At 41.1% G+C, this 13,350-nt stretch carries 11 protein-coding genes, 3 tRNA genes and 1 pseudogene; 3 read left to right on the forward strand and 12 right to left on the reverse strand.

Annotated elements, in window-relative coordinates; all coding sequences use genetic code 11:
• Positions 1–152 precede the first annotated feature (152 nt).
• A pseudogene (locus BM135_RS16895) lies at positions 153–380 on the forward strand (anaerobic C4-dicarboxylate transporter family protein); the annotation flags it as partial.
• A 64-nt stretch (positions 381–444) separates the two neighbouring features.
• Here the strand turns inward: BM135_RS16895 and rplS are convergent.
• The 5 genes from rplS to ffh form a co-directional block, all read right to left on the reverse strand.
• Positions 445–798: a 50S ribosomal protein L19 gene (rplS, locus tag BM135_RS05715; protein ID WP_010845356.1), complete on the reverse strand. Its 354-nt coding sequence runs from the start codon at positions 796–798 to the stop codon at positions 445–447.
• Positions 799–862: 64 nt separating this feature from the next.
• On the reverse strand, positions 863–1,615 hold the full coding sequence (trmD, locus tag BM135_RS05720; RefSeq protein ID WP_092518706.1) for a tRNA (guanosine(37)-N1)-methyltransferase TrmD: 753 nt from the start codon (positions 1,613–1,615) through the stop codon (positions 863–865).
• Between the two features lie 37 nt (positions 1,616–1,652).
• Complete coding sequence (rimM, locus tag BM135_RS05725; RefSeq protein WP_092518708.1) at positions 1,653–2,201, reverse strand: ribosome maturation factor RimM; 549 nt, start codon at positions 2,199–2,201, stop codon at positions 1,653–1,655.
• Between the two features lie 18 nt (positions 2,202–2,219).
• Positions 2,220–2,468 (reverse strand): 30S ribosomal protein S16, encoded by a 249-nt coding sequence (rpsP, locus tag BM135_RS05730; RefSeq protein WP_092518710.1) that lies wholly within the window; start codon positions 2,466–2,468, stop codon positions 2,220–2,222.
• Between the two features lie 137 nt (positions 2,469–2,605).
• Positions 2,606–3,967, reverse strand: a complete 1,362-nt coding sequence (ffh, locus tag BM135_RS05735) for a signal recognition particle protein (RefSeq protein WP_092518712.1) — start codon at positions 3,965–3,967, stop codon at positions 2,606–2,608.
• Positions 3,968–4,316: 349 nt separating this feature from the next.
• On the opposite strand from ffh, the gene BM135_RS05740 reads away from it, so the two are divergent.
• Positions 4,317–5,111, forward strand: a complete 795-nt coding sequence (locus BM135_RS05740) for a cytochrome C assembly family protein (protein WP_092518832.1) — start codon at positions 4,317–4,319, stop codon at positions 5,109–5,111.
• Positions 5,112–5,163: 52 nt separating this feature from the next.
• Positions 5,164–6,459, forward strand: a complete 1,296-nt coding sequence (locus BM135_RS05745; RefSeq protein WP_139204075.1) for an HlyC/CorC family transporter — start codon at positions 5,164–5,166, stop codon at positions 6,457–6,459.
• Between the two features lie 450 nt (positions 6,460–6,909).
• Here BM135_RS05745 and luxS read toward each other — a convergent pair whose 3' ends face one another.
• The 7 genes from luxS to alaS form a co-directional block, all read right to left on the reverse strand.
• Complete coding sequence (gene luxS / locus BM135_RS05750; protein ID WP_092518714.1) at positions 6,910–7,425, reverse strand: S-ribosylhomocysteine lyase; 516 nt, start codon at positions 7,423–7,425, stop codon at positions 6,910–6,912.
• A gap of 162 nt (positions 7,426–7,587) precedes the next feature.
• The gene (gene gshA, locus BM135_RS05755; protein WP_092518716.1) at positions 7,588–9,147 is read right to left on the reverse strand and encodes a glutamate--cysteine ligase; all 1,560 of its coding nucleotides are present in this window, start codon (positions 9,145–9,147) and stop codon (positions 7,588–7,590) included.
• 192 nt (positions 9,148–9,339) lie between these two features.
• Positions 9,340–9,416 (reverse strand) — tRNA-Arg (locus BM135_RS05760).
• Between the two features lie 76 nt (positions 9,417–9,492).
• Positions 9,493–9,569 (reverse strand) — tRNA-Arg (locus tag BM135_RS05765).
• A 10-nt stretch (positions 9,570–9,579) separates the two neighbouring features.
• Positions 9,580–9,672, reverse strand: a tRNA-Ser gene (locus tag BM135_RS05770).
• A gap of 485 nt (positions 9,673–10,157) precedes the next feature.
• Positions 10,158–10,343 carry a carbon storage regulator CsrA gene (gene csrA / locus BM135_RS05775; protein WP_010845367.1) on the reverse strand — a complete coding sequence of 62 codons (186 nt, stop codon included), beginning with the start codon at positions 10,341–10,343 and terminating at the stop codon, positions 10,158–10,160.
• Positions 10,344–10,587: 244 nt separating this feature from the next.
• A complete protein-coding gene (alaS, locus tag BM135_RS05780) occupies positions 10,588–13,215 on the reverse strand; it encodes an alanine--tRNA ligase (RefSeq protein WP_092518718.1) in 2,628 nt (875 codons plus the stop codon).
• Between the last annotated feature and the right edge of the window lie 135 nt (positions 13,216–13,350).

Below are 13,350 nucleotides of genomic sequence, written 5' to 3' on the forward strand. Positions count from 1 at the left end.
GACTAAGCGCCAGAAGGCTGGCTGGGATAATGGCTATATGATGAAAATCCTGACAGTGGGATTTTCATCTGTATAAATTAGACCCGTTTGCCCTATCCATTAACCATTTATAAATCATTCACTATAATAATAAGATTTTAATCCTATTTTTAAATGGTGCCGTGTTCAAAGCGGGTGTGGTTGCGATCTTTTCTGTCTTTGGTGTGGCATGGATGAGCGATACATTCTTCCACTCACATTTAGGTGGATTAAAGTTAATTCTAGAAGATGTTGTTCAAGCACAACGATAGACTTATGCTCTAGTACTTTTTTTGGTCTCAAAACTGGTTAACAACCAAGCCGCAGCTTTAACCGCTATTTTACAACTAAAGCAAATTTTAGAATGTAAAAAGGCCAGCAACTTGCTGGCCTTTAGCGATAACTTTCGGATGTAGCGAAAGCGTATTATTTTGCGTTCAGACGCTCTTTAATACGAGCTGCCTTACCAGAACGCTCACGCAGGTAGTACAGTTTAGCTCTGCGAACAGCACCACGACGTTTAACGTTGATGCTGTCTACGACTGGGGAGTGAGTCTGGAATACGCGCTCAACGCCTTCGCCGTTAGAAATCTTACGAACAGTAAATGCAGAGTGCAGACCGCGGTTACGAATTGCAATAACCACGCCCTCGAATGTCTGCAGACGCTTTTTAGAACCTTCAACGACCCATACCTTAACTTCCACGGTGTCACCCGGACGGAATGAAGGTACGTCTTGCTTCATCTGCTCTTGTTCAAGTTGTTTAATAATGTTGCTCATAATAACTCTCTTACCCTAGGTAAACTGATATATCAAAGACATTCCTTCACGGGACATGTCTGGATTAATTCGTTGCCTGATCTTGATATTCCCGTAGGAATTCAGACAGCAACATCCTTTGCTCGTCAGTCAGAGCTAGGCTTTCTAGAAGTTCGGGCCTTCTTAACCAAGTTCGGCCAAGCGATTGTTTCATTCGCCAGCGACTAATTTCAGCATGATTTCCCGACAGTAAAACTGGAGGGACTTCCATACCGTCTAACACTTCAGGGCGAGTATAATGTGGGCAATCCAACAATCCATCAGCGAATGAGTCTTCTTCTGCCGATGCTTGACGCCCTAATACTCCCGGAATAAACCGAGATATAGAGTCAATCATCGTCATTGCAGGAAGCTCTCCTCCACTAAGAACGTAATCACCGATAGACCATTCTTCGTCAATTTCGGTTTGGATAACGCGCTCATCAATACCTTCGTAACGACCGCAAACCAGAATTAATTTCTCATTTGCCGCCAGTTCACAAACTCCCTGTTGATCGAGTTTGCGCCCCTGAGGTGAAAGATAAATCACCTTTGCACCATCACCCGCCGAAACTTTGGCTGCATGAATGGCTTCCCGTAATGGTTGTACCATCATAAGCATACCTGGACCACCGCCATAGGGACGGTCATCAACAGTACGATGCCGGTCGTAGGTAAAATCCCGTGGACTCCAACATTCTATACTCAGCAGGCCATTCTTTACTGCCCGACTAGTTACCCCGTAATCGGTTATTGCGCGGAACATTTCAGGAAACAGGCTAATAACCCCAATCCACATACTGCGTCCCACTCATTTAAACCGTGTTTACCGGAGATTAAAAACCAGGATCCCAATCTACCTCAATAGTTTTGGTAGCGAGATCGACTTTCTTGATAACCTGCCCATCAAGAAACGGAATCAGCCGCTCCTTGATACCGAATGCATCTTTCAGGTTTGCTTTTATTACCATTACATCGTTAGAACCCGTTTCCATCATGTCATGGATGGTTCCAAGATTATAACCAGCTGTGTTTATTACTTGGCACCCCATAAGGTCTCTCCAGTAATAATCATCCGCTCCCAGTTCTGGTAATTGGCTAGAATCAACTACAACTTCACAGTTAGTCAGTAAATTCGCTGCATCCCGATCGTCAATATCTTTAATTTTGACGATAATATCCTGATTGTGATATTTCCACGCTTCCAGCTCAACATGTTGCCACTGACCTGAGCGTTGAATAAACCACGGTTGATATTCAAAAATGTCTTCGGTGTGTTCGGTGGAAGAAAAAACTCTGAGCCAACCACGAATGCCATACGAAGAACCCAATTTCCCCAATACGATTGGCTCAACAGGGGGCTTTAGGCCAGATTGCCTGCTCATTGTTACCACCGTGACAGATTAAGCTGTTTTCTTAGCGTCTTTGATCAGTGCAGCAACACGATCAGACACAGATGCACCCAGACCAACCCAGTGTTCAATACGGTCCAGATCTAAACGCAGAGCTTCTGCCTTCCCTGAAGCGATTGGGTTGAAGAAACCAACACGCTCAATAAAACGACCATCACGCGCATTGCGGCTATCGGTCACGACTACTTGATAGAACGGACGCTTTTTTGCGCCGCCACGAGCTAAACGAATTGTTACCATAACATCCTCATTAGTTAGCAAAACAACTTGACTCCATCGAGGAATGGAGTCCAGCTGTCCATTTAAAAGCCCGAAAATTTTACTCACTTTGGCGCAAAAAGCAATCCAAAGAACATTTTCTTTCGTAACTTTGTCGATTATCGCCCTATAAATCCAGGTGGCAGCATGCCTTTCATGCCTCGCATCATTTTTGCCAAACCACCTTTCTTCATCTTTTTCATCATGCGCTGCATTTCATCAAACTGTTTCAACAAACGATTGACATCCTGCACTTGTGTACCCGACCCCATCGCAATACGACGCTTACGAGAACCTTTGATGATTTCTGGTTTTTCACGCTCTCTACGAGTCATGGAATTAATAATGGCTTCCATTTTAACCAAAACTTTATCATCCATTTGGGATTTAACAGCATCAGGGATCTGCGTCATTCCCGGCATTTTGCTCAACATGCTGGTCATTCCGCCCATATTACGCATCTGTTTAAGCTGTTCAAGAAAATCGCTTAAATCAAAACCGTCACCTTTTTTCAGCTTAGACGCCAGTTTTTCTGCTTGATTACGGTCAACTTTGCTTTCAATTTCTTCGATCAATGAAAGCATGTCTCCCATACCCAAAATGCGGGATGCAATACGATCTGGATGGAAAGGTTCCAACGCATCCGTCTTTTCACCAACACCGAGGAATTTAATGGGCTTACCCGTGATGTGGCGGATGGAGAGTGCACCACCACCACGCGCATCACCATCTACTTTAGTCAGAACAACTCCGGTTAGTGGTAATGCTTCATTGAATGCTTTTGCTGTATTCGCCGCATCTTGACCTGTCATTGCATCAACAACAAACAGGGTTTCGACAGGATTGATAGCTGCATGAACTGCTTTGATTTCATCCATCATAGCTTCATCAACATGCAGACGACCTGCTGTATCGACTAACAACACATCATAGAATTTCAACTTAGCATATTGGATCGCTTTATTGACAATATCAACGGGCTTTTCCTGTGCATCTGAAGGGAAAAAGTCAATTCCAACTGTTTCAGATAAGGTTTCAAGCTGTTTGATCGCTGCTGGTCGGTATACGTCAGCAGAAACAACCAAGACTTTTTTCTTGTTTTTTTCTTTTAGCAACTTACCTAATTTGGCAACGCTAGTAGTTTTACCTGCACCTTGCAAACCAGCCATAAGAACCACAGCGGGAGGCTGTGTGGAAAGGTTCAGTTCACTATTAACTTCCCCCATCGCCTTAACCAATTCATTCTGAACGATTTTGACGAATTCCTGACCTGGGGTAAGGCTTTTGTTAACCTCATGCCCCACTGCGCTCTCTTTGATTCGTGCAATAAAATCACGCACGACAGGTAATGCAACATCCGCTTCAAGCAAAGCCATACGAACTTCGCGCAGCGTATCTTTAATATTATCTTCCGTCAGCCGTCCGCGACCGCTGATATTGCGCAATGTGCGCGATAGTCTGTCAGTTAAATTATCAAACATTGTCTCAGCTCAGATATCTACAAGTTGGTTACTTGTAAGGCAAATTTCACGAATTATAACACGATGATTATGTGATCTCTGCAAAGAGATCCCCAAGTATGATTAACAACGGTTGGAGGCTACTCCTGCTAACGGTATACTTTAATTCGGTATTCGATCCATATCCAATGCATTTCAAGTTACACTATAATGGCAAGAGTACTCACCCATAATTACATAACTGATTGTATAAACAAAGAATATGCAATCTAAAGGACATGTAGTCAGAAGGGTTAAGTACAGCCAACAAAACGGTGGCTTGAAAGGTAAAGAGTTAACATTCAACACTATTGCGAAAACGATAAACGTTATGCTGATATTTTCAATTATTGCTTTACTAGCTTATCTCATTAGCCTGACGCTCATCGTGCCAGGTTTATTGCGCCAACAAAACAGTTATCAAAAACTGGCACTTTCTTTCGCAGTTATAGCGTTAGTAAGTCACGCCATTGCATTGAAATATCAAATTTTTCATGTCAGCAGTGGACAAAATTTGACATTATTAAATCTAGGCTCAATTGTCAGCTTGCTTGTGTGCCTTATCATGACAATCGTCGCTTTCCGTGGACGTGCATGGTTTTTACTACCCGTTGTTTATAGTTTCGCTATGATCAATTTGATACTGGCCAGTATGATGCCGGGAGAATTCATTACCCATCTTGAAGATAGTGTCGAATTATTCATTCATATTGGGTTGGCATTACTCGGCTATGCTACCTTACTCATTGCAGCTCTTTATGCATTGCAACTTGGTTGGCTGGATTATCAACTTAAAAAGAAAAAGCTCACTTTTACCTCTGGTATCCCTCCCTTGATGACAATTGAGCGGAAAATGTTTCACATTACGCAGGTCGGTGTAATTTTACTAACATTAACGCTATGCACTGGCATCATGTACATGGATGATGTTTTCAGTAAAGAAAATATTCATAAGTCCGTTTTATCTATTATTGCATGGTTCGTCTACGTTCTTTTGCTTTGGGGGCATTATCATGAAGGGTGGCGTGGCAAACGCGTTATTTGGTTCAATCTGATTGGCGCATTTATTCTGACACTTGCTTTTTTCGGCAGCAGATTGTTACAGGAAATGATGGTTTATCAATAGCTCAAATTATCACCGCAATAGATTTGTATAAATATTAGGAAGGAATTTTGTTTTGGATCACGTCTCAACAAGCACACTGATTATAATTCTTGTTGTCATGGTTATCATTTCAGCCTATTTTTCTGCCTCAGAAACTAGCATGATGACAATTAACCGATATCGCTTGCGACATTTAGCTAAACAGGGGAGCAGACCCGCTTGCAGGGTTGAATCTCTGCTGCGTCATCCAGATAAACTCATTAGCCTGATCCTTATTGGTAATAATCTCGTTAACATTCTGGCGTCTGCTCTTGCTACTATCGTTGGTATGAGGCTCTATGGCGATGCAGGTGTTGCCATTGCTACTGGTTTACTCACATTCATCATTCTCATTTTTTCTGAAGTGATGCCAAAAACTATCGCCGCGCTTTATCCTGAAAAGGTAGCATTCCCAAGTAGCTTCTTGCTGCGTCCGCTAGAAAAAATTATGCTGCCCCTTGTTTGGTCCTTTAATAAAATTAGTTTACTGTTTATGCATTGTTTGGGGATCAAAACCCCTAATATCCACAATGATACAGTCAGCAAAGACGAGCTACGTACGATCGTAAATGAATCAAACAATAACCTATCACGCCGCAATCAGGACATGCTGATCTCAATATTAGATCTTGAGAAAGTCACTGTTGGTGACATTATGATCCCGCGTAACGAAATTGTTGGTATTGATATTAATAATGATTGGAAATCCGTTATCAGACAACTGACACACTCCCCACATGGACGCATTGTGCTATATCGAGACTCCCTTGATGATGCTATCGGTATGCTCCGAGTACGTGAAGCATATCGGCTGATGATGGAGAAAAAAGAATTCACAAAAAGAAATTTGATCAAAGCCGCAGATAAAATCTACTTTATTCCTGTTAGTACTCCATTGAACATCCAGCTTGTTAACTTCCAACGTAATAAACAAAAAGCAGGCTTAATCGTTGATGAATATGGAGATATTCAAGGGCTAATCACTGTTGAAGATATTTTGGAAGAAATTGTCGGCGATTTTACCACCTCCATGTCTCCAACTCTGGCAGAAGAGGTTTTTCCGCAAAGTGACGGTGCTGTTCTAGTTGGTGGTACAGCCAACATCCGTGAATTGAATAAAGTTTTCAATTGGGCGCTACCCGAAGATGGCCCAAGAACAATGAATGGAATGATTCTGGAAGAACTAGGCGAAATTCCTGAATTGAACGCTCAAGTGCAGATTAATGAATATAATTTTGAGGTTCTTGCTGTGCAAGATAATGTTATCAAGCAGGTTCGTGTGACACCAATGAATAAAGATACAAAGCAAAATATAAAACCTACTGAATAATTTAATAATTGTTCAATGACAATATTCAAAGTTTAACTACCTGCATATTCTATGAGTAGTTTAAAAATTCAGAATATTTTTATTTTTAGAAAATGTAGGTGCTAATTTTAAAGTATTATTTAGAGAGTCAAGAACAATATATATTATCATATCTGTTCCTTGCATAAAATCGAGATAATTTCAACTGTTTAATATTCATGAAAAAATTTCATTTATTTTATTTTATAAAAGCAAGCGAATAATCCCAACTAGTGCCTTATGGGAACTATTAAATAAAAAATGACATTAACCAAACATTAATCTATAGAGGGCCAGCAAAACAAGCCAGCCCCCGAAAATATCAGTTAATTCTGGTTGTTGACTAACAAAAAAATTTATAACCAAAATAAAATAGATAGCGAGAATCTGGCGTATCATTAATACATAATTCAGCTCCTCGCTTACAGGCAGTTATACCTGTAGCTCTACGAGTTTTTCTTCTGGCAATGCTAGCTCATCGTTCTGATTGACACGAACATCAGCATCAAGAATACTCTGAGCGATATCTTGAGCTTCTTTTAATGAGTGCATCTCATACGTACCGCACTGATAAATATTTAATTCTGGGATCTGGCTCTGATCTTGAACTTTTAGCACATCAGCCATAGCAGCTTTCCAAGCTTCAGCCACTCTCAATTCTTTTGGAGCACCGATCAGACTCATATAAAAACCAGTACGACATCCCATTGGAGAAATATCAATAATTTCAACACCATCACTATTCAAATGATTACGCATAAAACCCGCAAACAAATGCTCAAGTGTGTGAATACCTCTTTCTGGCATCACTGCTTTGTTGGGAACACAAAAGCGTAGATCAAATACCGTGATGGTATCACCATGAGGTGTTGTCATTGTTTTAGCCACCCTAACAGCAGGTGCAGCCATGCGAGTATGGTCAACTGTAAAACTATCCAATAAAGGCATTACTCTACCTCCTAAGAAATCAGATTTTTTACGAAAACTTTTTCAGATAAATGAAACCTTTTCATTTACGGCTGGTCTTAAGATATGAAGACGCGCAAAATTGTTATCATCCCTATTCTCTACGATATTTTATTCGGCCACCACTGGTGGCCATTTTCTTTTTTAACACCCAGCATGAAGTTTTAAGTACTCTTCAAAACTCATTTTATCTTGCTGCTCAAGGTCATGTTGACGTGCTATAGAAGTCTCACGTTCAACTGAAAAATTTTCATCATTCAAAATTGAATAATGTTCTTCAATCAATTCGTTGTGATATTGGTTTGCTAGTTCTAATCCAAACCCCGCTATCCCCTGAGATTTCATCTTATCTAAGACACGTGCGGAAAACGTCAGTGATGGATCTTCAAACATGTTCACCAGTTCTTTACAAACTGATTGATATTGAGTTCCTGAACAAGTGTCCAAGACTTCTGCTACCCGCTCTAAGTCCCTGAATAATTCTTGTCCCACAATCTTAAGCGGCTGTTGTTCAACCCCGTAACCAAGACCAATAGATAATCCAGGCTTGCGTCCTTCTAAAATAACTTTATTCCAGTTTCCACGGCAACATTCAAGCTCCTCACTCCCCATTTCAGGAGCTTCAGCCAGAACACACCATATCAAGAATAAGTCAAGAAAACGAATTTGAGTTTCATCAACCCCAATAGGAGAAAAAGGGTTAATATCCAAAGAACGCACTTCAATATACTCTATGCCACCTCTCAACAAGGCATCTGAAGGTGATTCCCCTTCTTTCGTGACTCGTTTTGGACGTATCGGTGCATACAACTCATTTTCAATTTGAAGGACATTAGTGTTGAGCTGTAGGTATTTATCTTCTTTTTTAATACCTATTGCTGCAAAGTCTTCCGATGGTTTATGAATGGCTTTCTTAAGTCCTTCTACATATGTATGGAGATGATTAAAAGTAATATTCAGATCGCTTTGCGATTTATTAGTATATCCTAAATCACTCATCCTCAAAGAAGTCGCGTAAGGCAGGTAACAAGTCCCTTTTTCTGTTTCCTCAAAAGACAGTGTTGAATTTCGTCCGCGTAAGAATGAAGAACAAATTGCAGGTGATGCACCAAATAAATAAGGGATCACCCATCCAAAGCGGTAATAATTGCGAATCAAACGGAAGTAGCCATCTGAAATCTGCTCTTTTCCCGTTTCGGCATCTTTAATACCTAACCATGCCTGCCAGAAACTCATTGGTAGAGAAAAGTTATAATGCACACCAGAGATCGTTTGCATCAGTGCGCCATAACGGTTCTTTAGTCCTTCACGATACAGGGTCTTAAAGCGACCCACGTTGGACGTACCATATTGAGCCAGAGTGATATTCTCTTCTTCATCAATAAAACATGGCATGCTTAAAGGCCACATTTTTTCATTATCCAGATGCCGTGTTGTATAAGTATGCAAATCTTTAAGGAAAGAAATTGTTCTATCTATATTGCTATCAACAGGGGTAATAAACTCCAATAGAGATTCAGCAAAATCAGTTGTAATCCATTTATGCGTTAAAGAAGCACCAAGTGATTTTGGATGCTCTGTCTTAGCTAAATGACCGTCTGGAGTAACACGCAAAGTTTCACGTTCAATGCCACGGCAAATGCCATTTAATACGGTAGGGTTTGCCTCTAACCATGACAATGCTTTTGATACGTCCGGGATCAATTTGTCCTCCCGTGGAGTTTAAAAAGATATTTACTAAAAGTTTACTTTATATGAAAGAAGCCAAGTTGTCGCTGATTACATAGAGGTAGCAACACACTAATGATTAAATTGAAAACAAAAATAATAAAGCAAGTATTATTCTTAAGCGGAAATAAAGAAAAACCCCTGCTTTATTAAGGCAGGGGTTTAAGCTGGTGCATCCAGGAGGATTCGAACCTCCGACCGCTCGGTTCGTAGCCGAGTACTCTATCCAGCTGAGCTATGGATGCATTGTCGATTTTCCATTTCTGGCCATCGTCTGATTTCCAGAACTTAAACATTATGATGTGATCACAGTGTTGAATATGGTGCATCCAGGAGGATTCGAACCTCCGACCGCTCGGTTCGTAGCCGAGTACTCTATCCAGCTGAGCTATGGATGCATTTTTTAAATGGCGGTGAGGGAGGGATTCGAACCCTCGATGCAGCTCTTAACCACATACTCCCTTAGCAGGGGAGCGCCTTCAGCCTCTCGGCCACCTCACCTTTTGCTTTAAAAGCGTAAACTATATATTCACGCTTTAAAACTTGCGACTTAGAAATTTTCACTTCTTAGCTTTTAGAAGCTTTACCTCTGAAACTTACCCAGAAGCTTTTCTTCAAGCCCTTCGTCGCTGCGATGGCGCACATATTACTTTCCCTGTCTGATAAGTCAAACATTTTTTCGCAACTTTTTTTCTTTTGCGTACTTAACACGCGAAATGCTTGGTTTAGCATCTAAAGGGCTGTTTTATCAACAGTGAAATCATCTAAAAACCATAAAGTTTACGAAAATGATTATTCAACACTATGGCCTCATGAACGATGCCTTTTCAACAGATAGAAAATAAAAAGACGTGAGAGAATAGAATCAAGATATCAAAAAGAGATAAACGCAATAGATTTACAGGACAGGGAAGTAAAAAAGAAAGCAGAAAGAAAAAAGCAGAGTAGCGCCCAAGTGTTAAAAAAGCATGGACGCCATTCTTGAATTAAAAAGTTGTAGGCTGAGATTTCTCTGCCTGAATCCGTTGATAAATTTCTTCACGGTGAACAGAAACTTCCTTGGGCGCATTTACACCAATGCGAACTTGGTTGCCTTTAACTCCCAGTACTGTGACTGTTACCTCATCGCCTATCATGAGTGTTTCACCAACTCGACGAGTCAGAATAAGCATTCTTTGCTCCTTGAAAATTTAAAAGAGTCGGGTCTCTAGGTTTCCCCGCTATTATCCATCAAACACCGTGAAAACGTAAAGCAATGATATCTACTTAAAGTATAAGTAGTTTTGAACACCTTTCCTATATCTATAGGATAGCTAAAATATAAGTATGTGCCCAACATTTCAACAATTTCACAACAAAAAACATTCGGCACCATAAAAGCTTTTTTATGGTGCCGCAGCTTCACGGCAATACCAACTATAACCGCAATGTTACCCACTCTTCTACACTAGCTAATGCGGAAGGAAGAGCTGCTACATCAGTCCCGCCAGCCTGAGCCAGATCAAGGCGCCCTCCTCCTTTACCTCCAACTTGTTGGGCAACAAAAGAGATTAAATCTCCTGCTTTTATTCTAGCAGTCAAATCCTTTGTTATACCAACAATTAGGCTGACTTTATCACCAGTCACGGTAGAAAGCACAATAATTGCTGATCCCAATTGATTTTTTAGATCATCAACCATCGTTCTGAGCACTTTCGGTTCTATATCACCTAACTGTGTTACCAGTAAACGAACACCTTGGATTTCCTTGGCTTGATTCGCCAAAGAGGAGCTTTCCTGAGCTGCTTGCTGAGATTTTAACTGTTGCAACTCTTTTTCCAATTGCTTCGTTCTGTCCAGTGTCGTTTTCACTTTCTCATTCAGGCTATTGATATCACCTTTCACCAGATGAGCAATGTCTTGCAGTAAATCAGCCTGCTGATAGATAGAGTTTAATGCAGTTTGCCCCGTAATAGCTTCAATACGGCGGATTCCTGCTGCTGTACCTGATTCACTGGATATACGGAACAACCCGATATCACCTGTGCGACTCGCATGAGTACCACCGCATAGCTCGGTAGAAAAGCCTCCCATGCTAAGTACACGCACCTTTTCGTCATACTTCTCGCCAAACAGTGCCATGGCACCATTGGCTTTTGCTTCTTCCAGCTCCATTAATTCTGTAACAATTGGTGAATTTTTGCGAATTTCTCCATTCACCAAGTTTTCGACTTGACGGATCTGTTCTGGCTTCATGGCCTCAAAGTGAGAGAAATCAAAGCGCAGGTACTTATCATTTACTAAAGAACCTTTCTGGGCAACGTGTTCTCCCAAAATTTGGCGTAATGCCGAATGTAACAGATGAGTTGCCGAGTGGTTCAAACGGATCGTGTCTCTGCGTACCACATTAATTTCAGCATTAACTGTATGATTAACGCTCAAGCTACCACTTGTCAATTTGCCAATGTGTCCAATTGCCTGAGCATATTTTTGTGTATCGAGGACTTCAAATACACCATTGTCATGGGACAATTTCCCTGTATCACCAACCTGTCCACCAGATTCAGCATAGAAAGCGGTTTTATCAAGGATAACAATCGCTTCTTCACCAGTATGAATTTGATCAACAGCTTGACCATTGCGGAAAATAGCGATAACTGCAGCTTGCTGTGAATTATGTTCATAACCACAGAAATCACTGCGTCCATCAACTTTAATCAATTCATTGTAATCTGTACTAAAGCCACTGGATTCACGAGCGCGGCGACGCTGGTTTTCCATCGCTGCCTCAAAACCGGCTTCATCAACTTTGATATTACGTTCGCGACAAACATCTGCAGTTAAGTCAACAGGGAAGCCATAAGTATCATACAAACGGAAAGCTGTTTCACCATCAAGAATAGCACCTGATAATTTGGCCAATTCTTCATCCAGAAGTTGTAAGCCACGTTCCAAAGTACGAGCAAACTGTTCTTCTTCTGTTTTCAATACCTGCTCAACCAAGGCTTGCTGCTGTCTCAACTCTTCACCAGCCGCACCCATGATTTCAATCAGTGGAGCAACCAATTTATAGAAGAAAACATCCTTTGCTCCCAGCATATTTCCGTGACGAACAGCACGCCGGATGATACGACGAAGTACATATCCACGGTTTTCATTGGATGGAATAACACCATCACAAATCAAGAATGCACATGCTCGGATATGATCCGCAATAACTCGCAAAGATTTATTGGTAAAATCTGTTGCTCCTGTTACTTTTGCAACTGACGCAATCAGATTTTGGAATAGGTCAATCTCGTAGTTGGAGTTAACGTGCTGCAAAACTGCAGTGATACGTTCCAAACCCATGCCAGTATCAACAGAGGGTTTTGGCAATGGCTCCATCGTGCCGTCAGCATGGCGATTGAATTGCATGAAAACAGTGTTCCAAATTTCAATATATCGATCACCATCTTCTTCTGGGCTGCCTGGAGGGCCTCCCCAAATATGCTCACCGTGGTCGTAAAAAATTTCCGTACAAGGACCACATGGCCCAGTATCTCCCATTTGCCAGAAATTATCTGACGCATATGGAGCGCCTTTGTTATCGCCTATACGAATGATTTTTTCTGCCGGAACGCCAACTTCTTTATGCCAAATGTCATAAGCTTCATCGTCGGTCTCATAGACAGTAACCCACAGTTTTTCTTTTGGCAGATTAAACCACTCTTCGCTGGTCAGCAACTCCCATGCGTATTTAATTGCATCTTGTTTAAAATAATCGCCGAAACTGAAGTTACCCAACATTTCAAAGAAAGTGTGGTGACGGGCCGTATAGCCCACATTTTCTAAATCGTTATGCTTACCGCCAGCACGAACACAGCGCTGAGCCGTTGTTGCTCTAGAATAAGGTCTATTATCCAATCCAAGAAAGACATCTTTGAACTGGTTCATCCCTGCATTGGTGAACAACAATGTTGGATCATTGGTTGGCACCAACGAACTGCTTGGTACTATCTGGTGCCCTTTAGTATGAAAAAAGTCAAGAAACGCTTGACGGATCTCAGCGGTGCTTTTGCTCATAATTGTCCCGAAATCAAGCTGAAAATACAGATTTTTGAATGGTTGAGGTGGTATATTGCATCACCATTTCAACTCACGAATAAATTAAAATAGGGTTAAGATAGAGTGTCTTCCATAAGAAGTAAAATCCCATAT

This window comes from Xenorhabdus japonica, assembly GCF_900115195.1.
Taxonomy (GTDB): domain Bacteria; phylum Pseudomonadota; class Gammaproteobacteria; order Enterobacterales; family Enterobacteriaceae; genus Xenorhabdus; species Xenorhabdus japonica.